Annotated in this window: 23 protein-coding genes; all 23 read right to left on the bottom strand. The window is 42.7% G+C overall.

Features of this window, described 5'->3' with window-relative positions; genetic code table 11:
- Positions 1 to 172: 172 nt before the first annotated feature.
- The gene (locus tag GMD3S_RS0200830) at positions 173 to 952 is read right to left on the bottom strand and encodes an L-threonylcarbamoyladenylate synthase (protein ID WP_000160511.1); all 780 of its coding nucleotides are present in this window, start codon (positions 950 to 952) and stop codon (positions 173 to 175) included.
- Positions 953 to 978: 26 nt separating this feature from the next.
- Positions 979 to 1,572: a 3-isopropylmalate dehydratase small subunit gene (leuD, locus tag GMD3S_RS10315; RefSeq protein WP_000410622.1), complete on the bottom strand. Its 594-nt coding sequence runs from the start codon at positions 1,570 to 1,572 to the stop codon at positions 979 to 981.
- 9 nt (positions 1,573 to 1,581) lie between these two features.
- Positions 1,582 to 2,964: a 3-isopropylmalate dehydratase large subunit gene (gene leuC, locus GMD3S_RS0200820; protein ID WP_000907564.1), complete on the bottom strand. Its 1,383-nt coding sequence runs from the start codon at positions 2,962 to 2,964 to the stop codon at positions 1,582 to 1,584.
- A gap of 3 nt (positions 2,965 to 2,967) precedes the next feature.
- Complete coding sequence (locus GMD3S_RS0200815) at positions 2,968 to 3,237, bottom strand: DUF1294 domain-containing protein (RefSeq protein WP_000700091.1); 270 nt, start codon at positions 3,235 to 3,237, stop codon at positions 2,968 to 2,970.
- A complete protein-coding gene (gene leuB / locus GMD3S_RS0200810) occupies positions 3,234 to 4,271 on the bottom strand; it encodes a 3-isopropylmalate dehydrogenase (RefSeq protein ID WP_000162515.1) in 1,038 nt (345 codons plus the stop codon). Before leuB ends, GMD3S_RS0200815 begins: the two co-directional genes overlap by 4 nt.
- Before the next feature lie 11 nt (positions 4,272 to 4,282).
- Entirely contained in the window at positions 4,283 to 5,845 is a 1,563-nt protein-coding gene (locus tag GMD3S_RS0200805) for a 2-isopropylmalate synthase (protein WP_001233217.1), read from the bottom strand.
- A gap of 314 nt (positions 5,846 to 6,159) precedes the next feature.
- Positions 6,160 to 6,816 (bottom strand): MmcQ/YjbR family DNA-binding protein, encoded by a 657-nt coding sequence (locus GMD3S_RS0200800; protein WP_000461598.1) that lies wholly within the window; start codon positions 6,814 to 6,816, stop codon positions 6,160 to 6,162.
- Positions 6,817 to 6,859: 43 nt separating this feature from the next.
- Positions 6,860 to 7,492, bottom strand: a complete 633-nt coding sequence (locus tag GMD3S_RS0200795; protein WP_000638819.1) for a copper homeostasis protein CutC — start codon at positions 7,490 to 7,492, stop codon at positions 6,860 to 6,862.
- Between the two features lie 93 nt (positions 7,493 to 7,585).
- Positions 7,586 to 7,945 (bottom strand): YbaN family protein, encoded by a 360-nt coding sequence (locus GMD3S_RS0200790; RefSeq protein ID WP_001220350.1) that lies wholly within the window; start codon positions 7,943 to 7,945, stop codon positions 7,586 to 7,588.
- A gap of 106 nt (positions 7,946 to 8,051) precedes the next feature.
- Positions 8,052 to 10,139: a type I DNA topoisomerase gene (gene topA, locus GMD3S_RS0200785; protein ID WP_000179626.1), complete on the bottom strand. Its 2,088-nt coding sequence runs from the start codon at positions 10,137 to 10,139 to the stop codon at positions 8,052 to 8,054.
- 117 nt (positions 10,140 to 10,256) lie between these two features.
- Positions 10,257 to 11,105 carry a DNA-processing protein DprA gene (dprA, locus tag GMD3S_RS0200780; protein WP_000705331.1) on the bottom strand — a complete coding sequence of 283 codons (849 nt, stop codon included), beginning with the start codon at positions 11,103 to 11,105 and terminating at the stop codon, positions 10,257 to 10,259.
- A gap of 82 nt (positions 11,106 to 11,187) precedes the next feature.
- Entirely contained in the window at positions 11,188 to 11,811 is a 624-nt protein-coding gene (locus GMD3S_RS0200775) for a hypothetical protein (protein ID WP_000734762.1), read from the bottom strand.
- A gap of 144 nt (positions 11,812 to 11,955) precedes the next feature.
- Positions 11,956 to 13,779: a translation elongation factor 4 gene (gene lepA, locus GMD3S_RS0200770; RefSeq protein ID WP_001047194.1), complete on the bottom strand. Its 1,824-nt coding sequence runs from the start codon at positions 13,777 to 13,779 to the stop codon at positions 11,956 to 11,958.
- A 78-nt stretch (positions 13,780 to 13,857) separates the two neighbouring features.
- Positions 13,858 to 14,586 (bottom strand): metallophosphoesterase family protein, encoded by a 729-nt coding sequence (locus GMD3S_RS0200765; protein ID WP_000133319.1) that lies wholly within the window; start codon positions 14,584 to 14,586, stop codon positions 13,858 to 13,860.
- Positions 14,587 to 16,254, bottom strand: coding sequence for a DNA repair protein RecN (gene recN, locus GMD3S_RS0200760; RefSeq protein ID WP_000923548.1), 1,668 nt, complete (start codon positions 16,252 to 16,254; stop codon positions 14,587 to 14,589).
- Between the two features lie 6 nt (positions 16,255 to 16,260).
- Positions 16,261 to 16,692 carry an arginine repressor gene (locus GMD3S_RS0200755; protein WP_001034394.1) on the bottom strand — a complete coding sequence of 144 codons (432 nt, stop codon included), beginning with the start codon at positions 16,690 to 16,692 and terminating at the stop codon, positions 16,261 to 16,263.
- The gene (locus tag GMD3S_RS0200750; protein WP_001041059.1) at positions 16,685 to 17,500 is read right to left on the bottom strand and encodes a TlyA family RNA methyltransferase; all 816 of its coding nucleotides are present in this window, start codon (positions 17,498 to 17,500) and stop codon (positions 16,685 to 16,687) included. The genes GMD3S_RS0200755 and GMD3S_RS0200750 overlap by 8 nt, the downstream gene beginning before the upstream one ends.
- Positions 17,493 to 18,368, bottom strand: coding sequence for a polyprenyl synthetase family protein (locus tag GMD3S_RS0200745; RefSeq protein WP_000743798.1), 876 nt, complete (start codon positions 18,366 to 18,368; stop codon positions 17,493 to 17,495). Before GMD3S_RS0200745 ends, GMD3S_RS0200750 begins: the two co-directional genes overlap by 8 nt.
- Positions 18,365 to 18,577 (bottom strand): exodeoxyribonuclease VII small subunit, encoded by a 213-nt coding sequence (locus GMD3S_RS0200740; protein ID WP_000043226.1) that lies wholly within the window; start codon positions 18,575 to 18,577, stop codon positions 18,365 to 18,367. The genes GMD3S_RS0200745 and GMD3S_RS0200740 overlap by 4 nt, the downstream gene beginning before the upstream one ends.
- On the bottom strand, positions 18,555 to 19,895 hold the full coding sequence (gene xseA, locus GMD3S_RS0200735; protein WP_000417445.1) for an exodeoxyribonuclease VII large subunit: 1,341 nt from the start codon (positions 19,893 to 19,895) through the stop codon (positions 18,555 to 18,557). The genes GMD3S_RS0200740 and xseA overlap by 23 nt, the downstream gene beginning before the upstream one ends.
- A gap of 128 nt (positions 19,896 to 20,023) precedes the next feature.
- On the bottom strand, positions 20,024 to 20,662 hold the full coding sequence (gene udk / locus GMD3S_RS0200730) for a uridine kinase (RefSeq protein ID WP_001181372.1): 639 nt from the start codon (positions 20,660 to 20,662) through the stop codon (positions 20,024 to 20,026).
- 111 nt (positions 20,663 to 20,773) lie between these two features.
- A complete protein-coding gene (truB, locus tag GMD3S_RS0200725; RefSeq protein WP_001013282.1) occupies positions 20,774 to 21,652 on the bottom strand; it encodes a tRNA pseudouridine(55) synthase TruB in 879 nt (292 codons plus the stop codon).
- A gap of 11 nt (positions 21,653 to 21,663) precedes the next feature.
- A complete protein-coding gene (locus tag GMD3S_RS0200720) occupies positions 21,664 to 22,938 on the bottom strand; it encodes a DUF2130 domain-containing protein (RefSeq protein WP_001002599.1) in 1,275 nt (424 codons plus the stop codon).
- Positions 22,939 to 22,996 lie beyond the last annotated feature (58 nt).

The following is a 22,996-nucleotide window of genomic DNA, read 5'->3' as shown; positions in this document are numbered from 1 at the left end:
CCATTTCAAAACACAATATTTAATGATAATTCATTTGACTTTTGCTAAATTATCTTCTAACCACAGTCCACTCCTAGAATATCATATCTATTTAAAAAAGAAAAGAATTTCCAAAGAAAAAGCCCAGTGTTAGGAGCTTCAATGTTTCTTAACACTAGACTTCTTTTCAATATTAATAATACTCACCCTGACGGTAGTCCCATGAGTTAAAGGTATCTGACAAATGCATCATGATTTTATCAATGTCAAGCCCTTTGCGGATAACAACTGGCGCTGGTGAGATTGAACGGTCTCCTCCTTGTTCTGGGATGAGTTTGCCGTCCTTATCGACCATTGATACCATCACACCTTGCTCGTAGCGAGTTTCAATCGTTTTGTCCGGTTGGATGGATGCCACATAGTCGTCTGCTTCGATGACAAGGTCCACTGCTCCTTCGATACGTTGACCGATACCTTCCACCTTACCACGGTTTCCTTTACCAGATGGGTTGGCTGATGAGGCATAGACCATTTTACCTTCTTCCCAAAGTTTAGCAGCCAGTTGTTCACCAGATTTACCAAACTTGATGACAAAACAGCTAGTACCACGAACGTCAGTCATGAGTTCTTCACGGCCATCACCGTATGCTTTGAGTTTTTCAAAAGCTTCTGGTTTCCAAGGAAGGATACAACCTAGGAGAATGTCTTCGTCCCAATGTTTTTGGTAGAAGGCTTCAATTTCTGGGTTGAGTTGTGCTAAAGCACGTAGCTCGTCCATGCTACCACAAAGTACAACACCTGGTTTGTTACGGTTACGCTCTTTAGCTTCAAATTTGCGTTCAAGACCTGCCTTATCGCTCGTCATGATAATGTAACCAACTTTTGTAGGGCAAACGATACATCCGCCCTCACCTTTTAAAATGTCATAGCCTTCTTGTGAAAGTGTACCGTTCCATTGAATGTGTTTTGTCATAGTTCTATATTTCCTTTTCTATTTTTCTATTCCTGCCAGTAGGCTGGTCGTTGTTTTTCATAGGCAGCAATCAAATCTTCATACTGCAAAGTAATACCGATATCATCCAAACCATTTAAGAGCTTGTGTTTCCATTCGCTATCAATTTCGAAAGTGAATTCTCCAACTGGTGAGATGATTTTTTGTTGTTCCAAGTCTACAGTTACCTGGTCGGTCGGTTTGAGTTGGGCTAGCTTTTCTCTAACCTCCCTAGGCTGAACAATAGGCAACATACCATTATTGAGTTCATTATTGTAATGAATGTCCCCGAAAGATCCTGCAATCACGACCTTAAAACCATAGTCGGCTAGAGCCCAAGCTGCGTGTTCCCTTGAAGAACCTGCCCCAAAGTTATCCCCTGAGATGAGGATACTGGCTTTACGATATTCAGGTCGGTTAAAGACAAAGTCTGGATCCTCAGTATACTTATCGTCCAAATAACGCCAAGCATACATGAGGTACTTACCAAAGCCTTTCTTATCAATTAACTTGAGAAACTGCTTGGGGAGGATTTGGTCAGTGTCAATGTTATCATTCATGAGAGGAACGGTCGTTCCCGTATAAACTGTAAATTTCTCCATATCCTCTCCTTACTGGGCCTCTGGCATTTGCCGAACATCTACGAAGCGCCCTGCGATAGCCGCCGCAGCTGCCATAGCTGGACTGCAAAGATGGGTCTTAGCGCCAAATCCCTGTCTGTCTTCAAAGTTACGGTTGCTGGTTGAGGCACAGTGAACCCCATCAGGAACCTTGTCCGGATTCATCCCTAAGCACATAGAGCAACCTGGGTCTCTCCACTCAAAGCCAGCGTCTAAGAATACTTTATCCAAGCCCAACTTCTCCGCAGCTCGTTTGACAGGACGCGATCCTGGCACTACAATTGCTGTTAGATTGGGAGCAATTTTCTTCCCTTTGACAAATCGCGCAGCCAGCTGTAAGTCACTGAGTCGAGCATTGGTACAAGACCCGATAAAGATATAACCTAGTTCAATATCCGCTGGCTTTTGACCAGGCTCCAAGTCCATGTAATGATAAGCACGTTCATCGTTCATATCCTTAATTTCTGGGAAGCTACTGTCAAAGTCAACGCCCATAGCAGGATTGGTTCCCCAGGTCACCATAGGAGCCAAGTCTGAGACATCCATCCGGATAACCTTATCATAAACAGCATCGTCATCGCTGACAAGCGTCTTCCAGTCAGCAACAGCCTCCTCGAAAGCTTCGGGAACACATTCCCGTCCCTTGAGATAGTCATAGGTAGTCTGGTCTGGATTCATGATTCCCATCTTGGAGCCAAACTCGATGGACATATTGCAGATGGTCATTCTCTCTTCCATGCTCAGTGCATCAATGGCTTCTCCACGATATTCAACCACATAGCCAACACCACAGGCAACGCCGTACTTGGCAATTAAGGCGAGAATGTAATCCTTAGAATAAACTCCTTTTTGAGGAACACCAGTGAATTCTACCAGCATTTTCTTGGGTTTAACTTGCCAGAGTGTCTGGGTAGCAAAGACATGCTCGACCTCACTGGTCCCAATCCCAAAGGCGATAGCTCCGAAAGCTCCGTGGGTAGCTGTGTGGCTGTCTCCACAGACGATGAATTTTCCTGGTTGTGTCCGTCCTGTCTCTGGACCTACCATGTGAACGATTCCCTGCTTTTCAGAACCGTGGGCAGCATGTTCAATCCCAAACTCCTCAACATTTTCAGCAAGCTTATCAATTTGAGCCTTGGAAATGACATCTCGAATATCATAGATGTTGACCGTTGGTACATTGTGGTCAAAGGTTCCAAATGTCAAGTCTGGTCGTCTCAATCTGCGGCCTGCATCTCGTAATCCTTGAAAAGCTTGGGGACTAGTCACTTCATGAATATAGTGCTGGTCCACATACATGAGTTGGGGCTGCCCTTCTTCTCCTGTGATGACATGACGGTCCCATAATTTATCAAAAATCGATTTTCCTGCCATCCATTACCTCCAAATAAAATATAAGGCTACTAGTGTGGTCACCATCCCGAGAAACCAAACTGTTTTAAAATACCATTTTCTAGTCTTGTGGTGAAAGGTGATTCCTGCCAACCAGGCACCAAAACCACCACAAGTAAGGGCTAAAATGAGTAAGATTTTCTCTGGTACGCGCCAAGCACCTCTTCTTGCCTTGGATTTGTCAATGCCATAAATCAAGAAAATCAGCAAATTCCAAATCAAGAGAGCAAGCGTGATTCCTTCATTTATCTTCATAATCTTTCAATGATGGCTTCTGTCATTTCCTTGGTTGAAGCCTGTCCTCCTATATCTCTTGTTAAAATACCAGCCGCTAAACTAGCTTCAACAGCATATTCGATACGCTCTGCATCCTCATAAAGTCCAAAACTATCTCTCAACATCATGGCAACAGATAATATCATGGAAATAGGATTAGCGATTCCTTGACCTGCAATATCGGGTGCCGAACCGTGAATAGGCTCATAAAGACTTGGCCCCTTTTCAGAATGACTGGCTGATGGCATAACACCAAGAGTGCCTGATAGAACGCTTGATTCATCAGATAGAATATCTCCAAAAAGATTTTCCGTCACGATGACATCAAACTTGCCAGGATTGGTAATCATAAGCATGGCAGCTGAGTCCACCAACTGGTCTTCCAAGGTCACATCTGGGAAATCCTGCGCGACTTCCTCAGCTACTCTGCGCCAGAGTTTTGATGTTGCTAGAACATTTTGCTTATCGATACTAGTAACGAGTTTTCTCCGATTTCTTGCAATTTCAAATGCCTTGCGAATAATCCGCTCTACTTCTTCGTAGCTGTAGTCGTTGATATCACGCGCTTTTCGCTCTTCAAGGATATGATCCCCAAAGTAAATCCCACCTGTCAACTCACGCACCACGACAAAGTCTACACCAGCAATTCGTTCTGGTTTAAGTGGTGATAAATGCTTGAGACTATCAAAGATTTTTACAGGCCGAATATTGGCATAGAGATTGAGTTCCTTACGAAGAGCTAGCAAGCCTTGTTCAGGCCGAATTGCCGCCCCATCATACTGGGGACTACCGATAGCCGCAAGGAGAATAGCATCTGCTTCTCTACATGCCTTGAGGGTTTCATCAGGTAAGGGATGCCCCGCAGCATCAATACCTGCACCTCCAAAGGGGCATCTATCTATCTCATAGTCAGAGCCCGTTTTTGAAGCTAGAGCTTCCAGAACCGCTAAACCAGCTTCCATAATTTCTGGACCGATTCCATCCCCTGCTAGAGCTACTATTTTCTTTGTCATAGCCATCTCCTTTACACACTAGGCATGTCTCGGTAGGAAACGCTATGCCCCATCTCACCTGCATTCTCTTTTTGAACAAAGGTATTAGCATTGATATAAGCAATAGCCGAAGCCTTCAATACATCGAAATCGAGGCCTGCTGCGTTAAAGATGGTTTCTGTATCTCTGTTTTCAACAGTAACCAAGACACGAGCTTGAGCATCAATTCCATCTGTCACAGCATCAATGGTATAGGACACCAAGCGAACAGATTGGTTAAAGAACTTATCGATAGCGTTAAAGATTGCTTCAACGGAACCTTGTCCTGTCGCATTAAATTCGACTTTTTCACCATCCATATTAGCCAGACTAACAAGCGCTTCAATGTCATTGTCTGCATGAGTTTGAAGTTGTAAATCATCAAAATGGAATCCTTCTGGATTTTCAACCATGGTTCCAGCTACCAGAGCTCGAATATCTGCATCTGTGATTTCTTGTTTCTTATCTGCCAGTGCCTTGAACTTAGCGAAGAGTGGTTTGATATCCTCTTCTGTAAAATCTAGGGCCAGTTCTCTTAGTTTTTCAACAAAGGCATGGCGACCTGACAATTTACCAAGTGGAAGACTATTGCTCTTGACACCGACCAATTCAGGTGTGATGATTTCATAAGTGAGAGGATTTTTAAGGACTCCATCTTGGTGAATACCAGACTCGTGAGAGAAGGCATTACCACCAACCACAGCCTTGTTTTTAGGAACTGGAATACCAGAGAAGCGAGAAACCATTTCAGACGTATTCATTGTTTCATCCAAAACAATATCACTAGTTGCTTGGAAGAAATCCTCACGAATCTTCAAAGCAACAGCTACTTCTTCAAGAGCAACATTACCTGCGCGTTCACCGATACCATTAATAGTTCCCTGGACACGTCCAGCACCATGTTTAATTGCTGTCAAAGTATTTGCAGTTGCCATACCGAGATCATCGTGACAGTGGACACCAAAGACAACTTTATGATCTGATTTAATATTTTCAGTCAAGTGATCAAAGATACGTGCAAACTCTTCTGGAGTCGTAAAGCCAACTGTGTCAGGGATATTGATATAAGATGCTCCTGCATCGACCGCTGTTTGAACGACTTGTAATAGGAAATCCAACTCTGTTCTAGTCGCATCTTCAGGAGAGAATTCGACGATTTCAAACTTAGAACGAGCATAAGAAACATGTTCCTTGATAGCTTCTAAAATCTCTTCCTTGCTCTTATTGAGCTTATACTTGCGGTGAATCGGACTGGTAGCGATAAAGACATGAATTTGAGGATACTTGGCATCCTTAAGCGCCTCATAACAAGCATCAATATCAGATTTTACAGAACGAGCTAATCCTGTCACTGCAGTTTTTTTCATGGCTCTAGCAATTTTTTGAACGGCTATAAATGAATCTGGACTAGCAGCCGGAAAACCAGCTTCAATTACAGAAATTCCCCATTTCTCCAGCTGTCTTGCAATGGAAACTTTTTCCTTTATTGAGAAGTTAACACCAGGTGTTTGTTCCCCATCACGAAGGCTTGTATCAAAAAATTCAACTTTACGCATAAGATTTCCCCTTTTCCAAATGTGGTTTTAAAAAAACATCTCGCTTAGAAGCCCAAGCGAGATGTTGATTTACTCCCGCTTGGTAAGCCAAACAGGACTAATGCTTTTGCACTAGCCCGAGTACCTCAACAACAAAGCAAATTGATTAAACTTAGCTGTTTTCATGTTTGACTTTCTCCTTCGTTTGATATCTTGTTTAGTATTTTAGCATAGCTAAAAACACTTGTCAAGAAAAAATCCAATATTTTCTGAAAATTTCTTCAGTAAAGAATATTTTGCTAATTGAAAGTATTTGAAAACTCAAGTAACTTTCCTTATTTTTTCACAGTCAAGTTCCAACTTCTTTCGATGAGTTCTATCACTTCTTCATCTTGCAAACTATCATCAAGCGCCAGACTAAGCCAGTAGCGTTTATTCATATGAAAAGCTGGATAAATACCCTTTTGTGAAAGCAGGTCAGCTACTTGGTCGTGTTTGAGGTTGATTGCTTCGACTAGCCCTTCTCTGCCCTTTTCCAGCTTATCCCATGGGATTCTCATTAAAACAGCATACCACTTTTGATTGCCTCCATGGCGCAATACAGCTGTATCAGGTGACTTTTCCCACAAATACTCCAACTGATTACCATACTTTTCCTGAATCTGATCCATGATACGCTTAGTCTGAGGGCAGATAAAATCCTGCACATCAAAACAAGCCTTCCGAATTTGATAGAGAATCTCCAGACAAGCTTGACGAACAGTTCCTACAAAAGTCCCTCTCATGCTTTCCATATGGACTTGAGGATAAAGGTCACCAGTCTCCTGATCAAAAACTTGAAAGCTCACTTTATCCGTAGAGGTGGATACTTTCATGACAAAGGCTCCATCCAAGATCTGTAAACTGTAGGTCCAGACTCCCTCGTTTTCTATAAAACCGTAGGCACTGGCTTTTTCTTGATTAAACTGATAGGATTTAAAAATTTCAAACATAAGTGAAAACTGCTACCCAAAGCTAGCAGTTCCTTTCTATTTTTTAAAAGACAACCTTAGTTCCATGCAATTGTGTCACACCCAGCTGGTCGATAAAGGTTTGACGGTTGTCCAAGTCAATCCCCCCACCTGGTAGAATTTCAATTTTACCAGCTGCATGTTTCAAAATTCTGTGATAATGAGCGAAACGTTTCTCTAGCGAGTCTCCAGACACACCAGCACGAGTTAAGATACGAGTGACTCCGGCTTGGCTGAGCCAGTCAATGGCTTCCAACTGGTCTTCATCACTCAATTCATCAAAGGCCATGTGATAGACAATTTCCATTCCTTTAGATGCGGCAATCAGCTTTTCAAGATTAGCCTTATCCAACTTCTTATCAGCAGTTAAAGCACCAAATACAACACCTTGACTTCCAGCCTGAGCAGTCAAACGAATGTCTTCTAGCATGATCGCTATTTCAAGATCAGTATAGACAAAGTCGCCACCACGGGGACGAATCATGGTCATAATGGTCGTGTCGTAGTTAGCTGCCAGTTCAACCGCTGCCTTGGTCACTCCATAGCTAGGTGTTGTTCCACCCACTGCTAGATTGTCACAAAGTTCGATTCGACGAGCTCCAGACTGCATCGCTTTTTCTAGCAAGGTCACATTTTCAGCACAAAATTCGTAAATCATTTGATTCTCCTTGATGTTTTCTTTGAATTTATTATATCATATTATTTTAAATATGCTTTCATTTTTATCAAGGCAAATAACTACTATTTTTATCTATTCTTTGTCAGGAATGACTTTAAAGAGATAGTAGGTGATAAAGATAGTCAAGGCTCCCAGACCAATTTTAACAGGTAAGAGAGGAGCGAAATAGATAGAGATTCCCATCAAGATATAGATAGATACGATGATTTTTTTCTTGCGTTCACGCGCTATAGACTTGGTTTCCCGAAAATCAGCCACATAGGTCTGATAAAGCTTTGTATGATAAAGCCAGTCTTCAAAACGCTTAGAAGATTTTGAAAAGCAAGCGATAGCTAACAAAAGAAAGGGTGTTGTTGGCAAAAGTGGTAGGACAACTCCAATAACAGCTAAAGCCAGTGAAATAAAGCCAATACAGAGATAAATAATACGCATGATTTCTCCTAGATAAATTACTCTTCCTCTAGTTTCGCATACAAGGGGGAAATTTGTCAAGCATCAACAAAAAAGAGCCTGAAATTCATTTTCAGGACTCTTCATTTTATTTAATTTTCTCTTCTTCGTAGTCGCCATTACTACATACAACCTGCTTGCCACCACCACGGACTTTTTTCTCCACAAGGAAGTGTCCGCATTTTGGACAGTCACGGCCAATTGGTTTATCCCAGGAAGTAAACTCACATTCTGGGTAACGATTGCAACCATAGAAGATACGATTGCGCTTGGTTTTGCGTTCGATGATTTGTCCTTGATGACAGCTCGGACACTCGACTCCAATCTCTTTGACAATGGCTTGTGTGTGACGACAGTCTGGGAAATTACTACAAGCATAGAATTTACCAAAACGACCGAGCTTAATCACCATCGGACTGCCACAAACTTCACAGTCAAATCCAGCAGGCTCATCCTTGATCTGGATTTTTTCCATTTCAGATTCAGCCTTGGCTACTTCTTTAGAGAATGGTTTGTAAAAGGTGTCAATGACACGTTGCCACTGCTCTTTACCAACTTCGACATCATCCAGTTTTCCTTCCATCTCAGCTGTGAAGGTCACATTGACAATATCTGGGAAGTATTCAACGATGAGTTTATTGACAATTTCTCCCAGTTCTGTCGGTTCAAAACGTTTAGCTGCCAGACGAACGTAGTAACGTTTTTGGATGGTTTCAATGGTCGGAGCATAGGTTGACGGACGTCCAACTCCATTTTCTTCCAAGGTCTTGATAAGAGTCGCTTCTGAATAGCGAGCTGGCGGTTGGGTGAAATGTTGCTCTGGCTTGCTATTGACCTGCTTGACCACATCCCCAACTGCCATATCTGGCAACATTTTGTTCTTGTCAGAGTCGTTGTAGATAGCAAGATACCCATCAAACTTAACTTGGCTTCCATTTGCCGCAAACTGAACCCCATTTTGAGATAGCTTAACAGCCATGGTATCAAAGATAGCTCCCGTCATCTGGCTAGCCACAAAACGGTTCCAGATAAGGGTATAAAGTTTGAGCTGGTCTTTGTCCAAGTACTTAGCGATGCTTTCTGGTGTGTTAAAGACGCTAGATGGACGAATGGCTTCGTGGGCATCTTGAGCACCTGAGGCATTCTTGACCTTGCTACCATGCTTGGAATACTTGCTACCAAAACGGTCGTTAATGTAGCTTGCCGCTTCATTCTGAGCCACAGGACTGATACGAGTCGAGTCTGTACGCATATAGGTAATCAAACCTTGCACACCTGATCCGATATTGATCCCTTCATAGAGCTGCTGAGCCACCATCATGGTCTTTCGAGTACGGAAATTAATTTTGTTAGCCGCATCCATTTGCATGGTTGAAGTCGTATACGGTAGGGGCGCATTGCGTTTGCGTTCTTTCTTATCTACCTGGTCTACTGTGAAATCTTTACTAGTCAAATGGGACAAGACTTCTTTGACCTCTTCATTGGTGGTCAATTTCATCTTTTTGCCATTCATACCATAGAAAGAAGCTTGAAATTGCTTGGTTCCCTTCTTAAAGACTCCATCAATTGTCCAGTATTCTTCTGGTTGGAAGGCATTGATTTCATTTTCACGATCAATGATGAGCTTAAGGGCAACAGACTGCACGCGTCCTGCTGATAAGCCCTTCTTGACCTTTTTCCACAAAATTGGCGAAATTGAATACCCTACCAAGCGGTCCAAGACACGACGAGCTTGTTGGGCGTCGACCAAGTCCATATCAATCTTGCGAGGTTCTTTAAAGGCATTTTTTACTGCGTCTTTAGTGATTTCATTAAAAACTACACGGTTGGCATCATTCTCATCCAAATCAAGGATATGAGCCAAATGCCAGGAAATTGCTTCTCCTTCACGGTCCGGGTCACTCGCCAGAAAGACTTTATTGGCCTTTTTAGCTTCCTTTTTCAAGTCATTAATGAGAGGGCCTTTGCCTCGGATATTGATATACTGCGGTTCATAGTTATTTTCAATGTCGACTGACATACTGGATTTTTTCAAATCACGGATATGCCCGACACTGGCTAAAACCTTGTAATTTCTGCCTAGATATTTCTCAATCGTTTTCGCCTTGGCAGGCGACTCCACGATGACTAGATTTTTTTTAACTGTTGATTTTTTCTTCTTTGTTGCCGTAGCCACACTATCACACCTTTTCAAAGTAATAAACTTTATAAAGTGTAAACCATTTTTCTATAGCTGTCAAGACTTAACTTCTATATATAGAAGAAAAGTTTATCTGAGTGAACAAATTTCTCCTTAAAATTCAAACTCTGCCAGCACATCTTGACCACTTGTGACTAACTTTGCCCCCTCTTGGATCAAGTGGTGGCAACCATCTGAATGGCCATCAAGAATGTTCCCTGGAATGGCAAAAACATCGCGTCCTTCCTCCATGGCACGTTCACAGGTAATGAGACTCCCAGAACGCATTCTTGCCTCTGCGACGATCACACCACGGCAAAGGCCAGCAATGATGCGATTACGAGCTGGAAAGTGAAATTTCAAGGGTTCTTCACCTGGTCCGTATTCGCTAAGTACCAAATGGTGATTGCCAATGTGTTCTTGCAAACGTTTATTGGCACGGGGATAGAAAACATCCAAGCCTGTTCCAATGACGGCAATCGTTCTTCCTCCATTCTGGAGTGCAGCCATATGGGCAGCCGTATCAATCCCTTTGGCTAAACCACTGACCACGATTAACTCGTTATCCAAACCTTGAATGACTTTCTGAACCGACTTTGCTCCCTGACTCGAACATGAACGACTCCCTACAACAGCAACCTTTGGAAATTTCAATAAATCTAGATTCCCTTTATAAAACAAGAGCACTGGAGCATCATAAATCTCACTCAGATCCCAAGGATAACAGTCATCAAGAATCGAGAAGGATGGAAATTTCTGAAACTCCTTCTCCAACTGTGCATCATCTATCTGGAAATAGCGTTCCATAAAGACAGCAGGATTACGGCATCCAGATATTTCTGCAATGTCACCTAGCAAGAGCTCCTGATCTACAGTCTCGTCGTATTCAAGAACATTTAAAATTTGTTGATTGGTCAGCCCAGCTTTTCTCAATTTGTAAATCTCATAGTTTGTGATCTTCATATACAACCCCGTTTCTTTTGCTACTCATCTATCTATTCGTAAAAAAAAATAAAAAGAAGACCAAGGATCTTCTTTTTTTCATTTATTCAGCTTTAGTAGTTGACCAGCTACTTTCAACCATCGGTAAGATTGTTTTTAAAGTTTCCCCATCCCCTTCAAGTGAAACATAGCGGATTTTACCATCATTTGATCGGAAAACCCAAGTAACGAGGTATTTACCTGACTTAGCAATTGCATTGACAACATAGGCTTCATAACCTCCAATTGTCGATTTGGAGCCCCAAACCTTACTGAAATCAGAGCTTTGTTCTTTGGAAGTTAAAATACTAGATGAGACAGTCACTACATCCAGTTTAGCATATTCTTCTTCGCTGATATTAAACTGCTCAGCCTTGAAGGTATTTAACGTAACAATGTTGATATCTGTTCCATCACAATACTGTATATCGTTTCCACCTTCTACTTCATGAAATCGAACCCAAGATTTGGGTACCTTGACAAAACCATATTCATTCGAACCGATGATTTGAGTCTCTTCCTTCTTCGCTTCGGAAACAGTAGAGCTAGAGCTACTCGTTTCCTGACTGCTAGAAGAACTAACAACTGCAGACGAACTTTCTTCGGTTGCTGTTTGCGATTTATTAGAGCATGAAGCTAGAAAAACACTAGCAGTAACTACAGTACCTAAAATTAATAATTTTTTCATCCTACCACCTTTCCATCTGCATTATAAGAAAAATAAGGACTTCTGTCAAATTTTAACCTAATCAATTCTATTAGTTTCCGATTTTATCGCTCTCATTTAAAGCAAAAACTCTTGAAAAATCTTCAAGAGTTTTGTTTTCTATTTCTATTCTTCATCCATGCTTAAGACGCTAAGGAAGGCTTCTTGTGGGACTTCTACTGATCCGATAGCTTTCATGCGTTTCTTACCAGCTTTTTGTTTTTCAAGAAGTTTACGCTTACGAGAAACGTCACCACCATAACACTTGGCAAGTACGTTTTTACGAAGGGCCTTGATATCCGTACGAGCCACAATTTTGTGTCCAATAGCTGCTTGAATCGGCACTTCAAATTGTTGGCGAGGGATGATTTTCTTGAGCTTATCAACGATGAGTTTCCCACGTTCGTAGGCAAAGTCCTTGTGAACGATAAAGCTAAGGGCATCGACCTTATCACCATTGAGAAGGATGTCCATTTTAACCAGCTTAGATGGACGGTACTCTGACAATTCATAGTCAAAGCTTGCATAACCACGTGTCGAAGACTTGAGCTTATCAAAAAAGTCAAAGACGATTTCAGCAAGTGGAATTTGATAGATAACATTGACACGATTGTCATCAATATAGTCCATGGTCACAAAGTCCCCACGTTTGCGTTGAGCTAATTCCATAACTGCTCCGACAAACTCCTGCGGTACCATGATTTGCGCCTTGACATAAGGTTCTTCAATGGTCGCGATCTTAGTCGGATCTGGAAATTCAGAGGGGTTAGACACATCCATAGACTCACCGTCAGTTTGGTTAACCTTATAGATAACAGACGGAGCTGTCATGATGAGGTCAATATTGAACTCGCGCTCTAAACGCTCTTGGATAACATCCATATGGAGAAGTCCAAGGAATCCACAACGGAAACCAAATCCAAGGGCCTGAGATGTTTCTGGTTCAAACTGCAGGCTGGCATCGTTGAGCTGCAATTTTTCAAGGGCTTCACGAAGGTCATTGTACTTGTTTGATTCGATTGGATAAAGACCCGCAAAGACCATAGGATTCATCTGCTTGTATCCATCTAGCGGTTCTGCCGCTGGATTGCTTGCTAGAGTAACTGTATCACCCACGCGCGTATCTTGAACCGTCTTGATAGAAGCCGCAATATAACCAACGTCACCAGTCGCAAGAAAATCACGACCAACTGCTTTCGGCGTGAAAATACCGACCTCCGTCACATCAAAGATCTTGCCATTGCTCATGAGCTGAATCTTATCGCCAGGTTTAACCACTCCGTCCATAACACGCACTTGCAGGATAACCCCACGATAAGCATCATAAACTGAGTCAAAAATTAAGGCTTTTAATGGAGCTGAAACATCACCAGTTGGAGCTGGCACTTTTTCAACGATCTGCTCAAGAATCTCTTCAATACCAATACCAGCTTTGGCTGAAGCCAGGACCGCTTCGCTGGCATCTAGTCCAATGACATCCTCAATCTCTGTACGCACACGCTCTGGATCAGCTGCTGGTAGATCAATCTTGTTAATGACGGGCAAGATTTCCAAATCATTATCCAATGCTAGATAAACGTTGGCAAGTGTTTGTGCTTCAATCCCTTGGGCCGCATCAACCACCAAAATTGCTCCTTCACAGGCTGCTAGTGAACGCGACACTTCATAGGTAAAGTCCACGTGCCCAGGTGTGTCAATCAAGTGGAAAATATAGGTCTCACCATCTTTCGCAGTGTAATTAAGCTCAATGGCATTGAGTTTAATGGTAATCCCACGTTCACGCTCAAGATCCATACTATCCAGAAGTTGGGCTTGCATTTCACGACTAGAAACCGTCTCCGTCTTTTCCAAAATGCGGTCTGCTAGCGTTGATTTCCCATGGTCAATATGGGCGATAATAGAGAAGTTTCGAATCTTCTCCTGTCGTTTTTTTAATTCTTCTAAGTTCATGATGCTCTTCCTTTCAGGGTATCTATTAATTATAAATTGTTTTTAACATTTTGACAAGACCATACCCTGCTAGGAGTACTAATCTTCGGCAATAAAGCCATCATTTTCGATAAAGTGGTGTTCGGTCATTCCTTGGTCTGTAAAGATGATTCCATGAAGGACACCACCATAGACAGCTCCTCCATCCATACCAATCTTGCCATCCTCTGTTATCCAAAGCTCAGCTGTACCTCGGTCTTGCTTGAGCAAACCATAAACCGGTGTATGCCCAAAGACAATCGTTTTTCCAGTATGATTTTCAGCTTCGTGGAATGGCTTTCTGAGCCAGACTTTCTTATAATCTGTGGTTTCATGCCAATCATCCAAGGTCAAGTCAATACCCGCATGAACAAAGATATACTTGTCTGTCTCCACCACAAATGGCATTTGACGAATAAATTCGACCAAGTCTGCCGCTTCAGTCGCAACACGCTTGGCATCTTCTACGCCATCAACTGGTGCATCCAAGGGACGACCTAAAATAGAGTTAATAGTTGTATCTCCACCATTGCGACGATAATGGTCATAGCTTTCTTCTGGGTCATCGAGCCAAGTCAGAAACATATACTCGTGGTTTCCTGATAGACAGATAGCTCCTTGATTGTCGACCAAGTCTTTGACCATTTCTAGAACACGGCGACTGTCTTCACCACGGTCAATCAAATCCCCTAGAAAGAGCAACTGGGTGTGACCATCCCATGTTTTGAGAAGGTCTTCCAGCATACCTGCTTTTCCGTGAACATCTCCAATTACATAATAGTCTGTCATTTATTTCTCCCTCGTTTGCAATAATTCTCTAGCTTGGGTAAGGGCCGCCTCTGTTACATTTTCCCCAGCCAACATTTTAGCAACTTCCTCTACTCGTTCTTCTAAAGTCAAGAGACGAACTGTCGACACCGTTGAGTGCTCATCGCTAATCTTCTCAATAAAGAATTGATAATCCGCGATGGCAATCACTTGTGGAAGGTGAGAGATAGCAAGAACCTGACCATGCTGGCCAATCTTATGAATTTTTTGAGCAATGGCCTGGGCTACACGACCTGAAACTCCCGTATCCACCTCATCAAAGACAATACTGGTCTTGCCTTCCTTACGAGAAAAGGCTGACTTGATAGCCAACATAAGGCGGGATAATTCCCCACCAGATGCAACTTTGACCAAAGGCTTAAAGTCTTCACCTGGGTTGGTGGAAATGTAAAACTCGACCGTTTCATTCCCCTCACGACTAAATTTGCCCTTGCTAAAGCGAACTTGAAATTGAGCCTTCTCCATATAAAGATCTTGCAACTCTTGTTTTATCTCAGCTTCTAGCTGCTGGGCCAAGTCATGGCGAGCTGATGCAAGCTGCCCTGCCAAATCAACAAGATTAACTTCCAATTTCTTGAGCTCTGCTTCCATATCTTCGGAAGAAAGGTTATTTCCAGTCAAGAGATTGTACTCATCCGTAATCTTGGCAAAATAAAGCAAAACGTCGTCCACAGTTCCACCATACTTGCGAGTAATCGTATTCAGAAGATCTAAGCGATTCTCAACCTGCATGAGGCGATTGCCATCAAAATCCAAGTCATCAATAATATCTTCCAAACGCTTGGTAATATCTTCTAAAACATAGTAGGTTTCTGATAGAGAACTTGAAATTTCACGGTATTCAGGGTCATACTCTTCGACACTTTCCATGTCATTCATGGCTGAACGGACATTAGCAAGACTGGAGAATTCCTCATTGTCTAACATGCTATAGGCATTGGTTAGCGTATCCGCAATATTTTTATGATTGAGGAGTTTATCTCGTTCTTGGTTGAGAACCAAGTCTTCACCAGCCTGCAAGTTTGCAGCCTCAATCTCTGCCATTTGAAATTCCAACATCTCAATACGAGCCTTGTGTTCCTGTTGGTTTTTCTTGACTTCCAAAACCTGCTTACGCATTTTGCGATAGGCATCAAAGCTCGTCTGATAGGTCTCCTTCAAGTCCAAGAAAGCAGCATCACCAAACTCATCCAACATCTGGATGTGCAGTTGAGGACGCATTAACTCCTCTTGGTCATGCTGACCATGGATATCCACAAGGTGTTGCCCAATAGCACGCAAGACAGAAAGATTGACCATCTGACCATTCACGCGACTAACACTACGACCATTTTGCAAAATCTCCCGACGGATGATAATCTCATCCCCCAATTCTAAACCTTGCTCATCAAAAAGTTCCTGTAAAAGGCGACTATTTTCAACCGAAAAAAGTCCCTCAATCTCTGCCTTTGGCGCACCGTGACGAATAACATCTGTCGTTGCACGAGCCCCCAACATGAGATTCATAGCGTCGATAATGATAGACTTTCCAGCACCCGTTTCTCCGGTCAAAACAGTCATACCCTTTTCAAAATTGAGTGAAATCGCCTCAATAATGGCAAAGTTTTTTATCGAAATTTCAAGTAACATACTGACCTACCATTTTTTGACTTGTTCAACAATTTCCTCAGCTGCCTCTGCTGTTCTAGCTACAATTAAGATAGAATCATCATCAGCTAGACAGCTAAAAATCTGTTCAGAAAATGCTTCAACCAACTGACTCTTCACAAAAATAGTATTTCCAGGAATGACAGCAAGATTGATCATATTTCCCATTAACTCAGAACTCACAATATTGTCCTCAGCCAACTGCAAACTTTTGACGACTGATTTTGGCAACTCATAGATATAGGTGTTGTTCTTCAAAGGAATTTTAACAATCCCAAGCTCCTTGATGTCCCTTGAGACAGTGGCTTGCGTAGCAGAAATACCTGCTTCCTTTAAGTGCTCAACGATTTCTTCCTGAGTCCCAATTTGATAATCTGTAACAAATCTTCTAATTTTTTCAAGTCTCTCTTTTTTATTCATCTTTAAATTCTCTATGTGCTCTCTCTACAACTTTTTCTATTTCAGGAGCAACTTGGTTACTTGCTCCATCTTCCTTTTTCAAATATGCCAAAAATTCGATGTTTCCATGTCCACCTTGGATTGGTGAATAGTCTAATCCAAACACTGAAAAACCTTGTTCAACTGCCATAGCAGTGACAGATTCAAGGACATGTTGATGAACCTTGGCATCGCGAATGATTCCATTTTTCCCAATCTGCTCACGACCTGCTTCAAACTGGGGCTTAACCAGAGCTACAATTTGACCTTGATCAGCCAAGACACGGTGCAAAGCAGGCAAAATCAGACTGAGGGAAATAAAACTCACATCAATACTGGCAAAGCTCGGTTCCTGCTCAAAGTCAGTCTTTTCAGCATAACGAAAATTAAACTGCTCCATGCTGACAACCCGTGGGTCTTGACGTAATTTCCAAGCCAACTGATTGGTACCAACATCGACTGCAAAGACCAACTCAGCACCATTTTGCAACATGACGTCAGTAAATCCTCCAGTGGAGGCCCCAATATCAATCGTGGTTGCGCCATCCACTGATAAATCAAAGACCTGCAAAGCCTTTTCCAGTTTTAGACCACCTCGACTGACATACTTGAGTTTTTCACCCTTGAGTTTTAGTTCAGTATCATCTGGGATTTTCTCTCCTGGTTTGTCAAAACGCTCCCCATTAAGGACTGCTACGACTAGACCAGCCATGACACCACGCTTGGCTTGTTCACGCGTTTCAAACAAGCCCTGTTTATAAGCTAGTACATCCACTCTTTCCTTAGCCATTGATTCTCAAACTTTCTACTACTTTCACAATCGATTCTATCTTGAAGGGAACCTGTTGGGCAATTTCTTCTAATTTTACATTAGCTTGATCCAGAGTTTGGTTACAAAAGGCAATCGCCTCTTCCAAGCCCAACAAGGCTGGATAGGTTGACTTTTCTGCCTGCAAATCCTTTTGTGGAGTCTTCCCGATTTCCTCAAAACTAGCGGTCATATCTAACACATCATCCCTGACTTGAAAGGCAAGGCCAATCAATTCACCAACCGTTTTCAATTTTGCTTGGATTTCTGGTGCTAATTCAGCTATGATAGCAGCTGCTTGAAAGGGATAAGCTAGCAATTTTCCAGTTTTATTAGCATGAATGGTCTGGAGTTCTTCCAAGGACAAGTGCTGGTGTTCGCCTTCCATATCTAAAACCTGACCTGCAACCATTCCCAGACTTCCTGAAGCAAGGGATAGGTTGGCAATCAAGTCCACCTTGATCTGACTTGGCAAATCCGCCTGCGCTATTAAGGCATAGGGATCTAGGAACAAGGCATCTCCTGCCAATATTGCCATCGCTTCGCCAAATTTCTTATGATTGGTCAAGCGTCCACGACGATAATCGTCATCATCCATAGCAGGAAGGTCATCGTGAATCAAGCTCCCTGTATGAATCATTTCCAAGGCCGCGGCCACCTGCGCGTGAGCAGGTTTAATAGCGACTTGCAAGGCTTCCAGAACCTCCAACAAGAGAAAAGGCCGAATACGCTTGCCCCCAGCATGAATGGAATAGAGAACGGACTCTCGCAAACTAGAGGCAAACTGCTGGTCTCCATAAAAATCTTCCAAGGCAGACTCGACAAGAGCTAATTTTTCTTGCTTCTTCATTCAAAATCACTTTCTGTTCCGTCTTCTTGCATGACCTTAACCAAGGTCTTTTCAGCCTTGTCCAGCGTCGCTTGGAGCTCTTTTGACAAGACCATTCCCTTTTGAAAGGCGGCAATCGCATCTTCCAAAGCGATTTCACCATTTTCTAAACTTTGGACAATGGTCTCCAGTTCTGCTAGATTTTCCTCAAATTTCTTTTGTTTTGACATCTTTAACCTCTAATTCTACTTGACCATCTCGCATCAAAAGCGTCACTTGGTCTTTTTTCTTCAAACTCTCAACCGAGTCTACTACGGACTCTTCCTTTTTGACAATAGCATAACCACGCGCCACGATTCGACTGGTATCCAACATCAGCAGAGCTTCTGAAAGTCGCTTCACTTCAGCAACCTTGGCATCATAAACCAGCGCCATTTGGCTACGTAGGAGCTTGTCCAACTGGCTTAAGCGATCTTGATAGCGTTGGATTTTGGTAACAGGTGATAATTGGACTAGTTGATGCGTCCTTGCTTGAACTAGCTGTTTATTATCAGAAATCTGTGTTCGCAAACTTTGTTTTAAGCGTAGTTGTAGTTGATCTAACCGTTGCAAATAACCATCATACAAGCGCTCTGGCTGTCTAAAAATCACAGACTGACTGCATTTTTTCAGAGCTTCTTGTTTCTTAGATAGGACATTTCGGACTGCTGTTGACATCCGTTTTTCTTGATTTTGCAAATGAGTCAAAAGATCCAACTTGGTTACAGGTGTTGCCAGTTCAGCTGCAGCTGTTGGCGTCGCAGCACGACGATCGGCCACAAAGTCTGCCAAGGTCACATCCGTCTCATGCCCAACACTAGAAATAACTGGCAAACGAGATTCAAAAATAGCCCGTACCACGATCTCTTCGTTAAAAGCCCAGAGATCCTCGATGGAACCCCCACCACGACCAATGATGAGAACATCTAGGTCCTCACGTTGATTGGCACGCGCAATATTTCGAGCAATTTCCTCCGCAGCTCCATCACCTTGTACCTTGGTCGGATAGAGAAGGATATCAACACCTGGAAAACGTCTGCTGACGGTCGTGATAATATCTCGAATAACAGCTCCACTGCGACTGGTTACCACACCGATTCGCTTAGCAAATTGGGGAAGAGGTTGCTTGAATCTCTCTTGAAATAGACCTTCTTCCGTCAATTTTTTCTTGAGTTGTTCAAACTGAATCGCGAGCGCCCCAACCCCATCAGGCTCAGCTTTTTCAATGATGATAGAGTAGCTCCCGCTGGGTTCATAGATTTGCACACGCCCAATCACATTGATTTTCATTCCCTCTTCGAGGTCGAAACCCAATTTTTGATAAATCCCTGACCAGATGGTCGCTTGAATGACTGCATGGTCGTCTTTTAGGGAGAAATATTGGTGAGTAGGTCGTTTACGAAAGTTGGAAACTTGACCAGTTAAATAGACCCGTTCCAAGTAAGGGTCTTTATCGAATTTCATTTTCAGATACTTGGTCAAAGTTGTTACCGATAAATACTTTTCCATCTCCACCTACTATTCATTTTCTTGCTTTTCCATGGGTATTATTATACCAAAAACATGCTTAAAAATCACCTTTTTCCTACTGAAACTAAAGGAAAAATAGAAAAAGGAGGCTAGGCCTCCTCATCTGATTATTTACTGTTTCGCGCTTCTTCCAAAATCTTTGCAATCTTGGTCGTCAAAAGGTCGATAGCAACGGTATTGCTGACTCCCTCAGGAATGACGATATCGGCATAACGCTTAGTCGGCTCGATAAACTGGTGGTACATAGGTTTAACTACACCTAAGTACTGCTCAATGACACTGTCAAGGCTACGTCCACGCTCCTCCATATCACGCTTGATCCGGCGAATAATACGCACGTCATCATCTGTATCCACAAAAATCTTGATATCCATCAAATCGCGCAGACGCTTGTCCTCCAAGACCAAAATTCCCTCAACGATAAAGACATCTTGAGGCTCCTGACGATAGGTCTTGCTACTCCGTGTATGCGCTGTATAGTCATAAGTCGGGATGTCCACCGGGCGCCCTGCCAACAATTCCTTAATTTGCTCAATCATTAAGTCTGTATCAAAAGCAAAAGGATGGTCGTAGTTGGTTTTGACACGCTCTTCAAAGGTCAAGTGAGACTGATCCTTGTAGTATGAATCATGCTCAATCATGGAAATCTTTTCATCAGGAAAATGCGATAAAATGGCTCTTGAAACACTGGTTTTTCCTCCACCAGAACCACCTGTCACTCCGATAATGATTGGTCTATTTTGCATGCTATCCTCCGTTTTTTTATCCGTCGTCTATTCTATCATATTTTTTTCAAAATTTATAGTCTGGTTTGGATAGTCTAGGGGAAACAAATCCATCCCCACACTCCAGTTAGACTAGCCAAAAACCTTTCTTGGTTTGTAGAAATTGTCCCTTTTTTCTAAAATGGCAAGCAATTTATCACCTTCAAAAGCAGCCAATTCTTTGTCCGTTTGGTCTAGCTCGATAAAACGACCAAAGCGCACTTCTGTAGCCTCTTCTGGACTTAGGAAAACTTTGACAAGGTCCCCTGTACCAATCTCAAGAGGGTGGAGAAAGTCAAGTTGACCAGCCTCAACTCTTTCGGCAATTTCTTCCAAGGTAAGAGCCTCATCTAACTGCAAACCTGCAGCACTGGTACGTGTTAGGTGAGACATATGGGCCGCATAACCCAGCTTCTCTCCCAAGTCAACAGACAAGATACGGATATAAGTCCCCTTACTACATTTCACACGAAAAGTGAATCGTGCAAGTTCGCCCTCATAAGAAATCGGACTCGTCCGCTCAAATTGATAAATGGTCACCTGACGTTCTGGACGCTCCACTTCCTGACCTGCACGCGCATACTCATAGAGCTTGCGACCATTGACCTTGACAGCCGAGTACATAGGTGGAATCTGAGTAATAGGCCCAGTCAGACTCGCAATCGCTTCATCGACAGTGGTTTCATCCAAGGGCGACAAAACAGGAGTTTCTGCGACTACTTCCCCACTAGCATCCTCGGTCGTCGTTGAATAGCCGAGAGTGATTTCCCCCTCATAGACCTTGCCCTCATCCTGCATAAACTCGACCATGCGGGTCGCCTTGCCCACCGCAATAGGCAAAACACCCACTACATCCGGATCCAGGGTCCCACCATGACCGATTTTCTTTGTTCCCAAAATCTTACGCAGTTTAAAAACCGCGTCATGCGAAGTCATCCCCGCTTCTTTTTTTAAGTTAATAATACCGTTCATCTGTTGCTTTCTCACTCTCCCTTCAGCGCATCAAACTTGGCTTTCATAGTTGGGTTTTTTCGGGTCAATTTTTTTACTGAAACATCTTCCAATTTGTTATTGGCGAGGCGGAGTTGGTTTTCGGATGTGGTTAGGAATTTCTTAACCTCTTCCATGCGTTTGATAGCCTTATCAATTTCGTCGATGGCTTTACCAAAGTTAGTTGAAGCTGAATTGTAGTTCTTGGCAAAGGCTAGTTTAAAGGCATCCAAATCTTCCTCAAAGTGAGTGATATCAATGTTTTGTTCACGGACAAGTGCCAACTCTTGCTTATATTTCAAAGAATTAAGCGCAGCATTTCGCAAGAGACCAATCAACTGGATAAAGAACTGGGGACGAATCACATACATCTTTTCATACTCATGACTGACATCAACAATCCCTGTATTAAAGTAGTCGTTATCTGCTTCTAGCATGGTCACCAGAACCGCATATTCGCAGTTTTTCTCCCGACGGTCCTTGTCCAATTCCTTGTAGAAGTCCGCATTCTTGTGCCTTTTCTCTGTCCCATCCGCTTCGTTTTTCATCTCAAACATGATGGAAATAATTTCCACTCCATTTTCATCACATTCACGGAAGATAAAGTCTCCCTTAGATCCACGCGCAGAGACCTTGTTATCCTTCTCAAAGTAGGCATTTGGAAAGGCAAAACTACGAACCTTGTTAAACTCACTCTCTGCATACTGTTCCAAACTTTCCCCGATAGCTTTTGTGGATTGTTGGGCTTTGAAATTCTTATAGAACTCGACCTGTTCACTAGCTGCCTTGAGCTGAGCTTCGTAATTTTGCTTAACAGAAGCCAAAGATAACTCATTTTCCTTTTCCTGCAAGAGGAGCTGGTTTTTGACCTGATCACGCTCTCTTTCTAAATCAGAGAGAGTCTTTTGCAGTTGGTTTTCATGCTCTAAACGCAAGGTCGCCAATTGGTTTTCCAAGGCCTGCACTTCCTTGTCCTTTGCTAATAAGGCCTGATGACTTGTCTGTTCAACCTCTTTCTTAGCCAACTCTTGCTCTGTATCAAAGTTTTGGATTTGACTCTGCAGTTGCGCGATTTCTTGGTCTTTTTGAGCTAGTTTAATCTGTTGCTCATTCATAGCCTTTTGCTCAGCCAAGGCTAGCTCCTGCTTCATGCGATCGTGCAGTTCCTTATCAAATTCTGCCGTTCTCACTTGAGACAAGAGTTCGGCATACTGACTCTCATTTACTGTAAAGACTTCCCCACAGTTGGGGCATTTGATTTCGTTCATAGGGGGTACCTCGTGTTATTCAAAATAAAATATACCTAATCTACTTCTTTAGGGTCTT

The organism is Streptococcus sp. GMD3S (assembly GCF_000298695.2).
Taxonomy (GTDB): Bacteria; Bacillota; Bacilli; order Lactobacillales; family Streptococcaceae; genus Streptococcus.
Note: the sequence above shows the minus strand (reverse complement) of the source record. Positions and strands in the feature narration are given on the sequence as shown.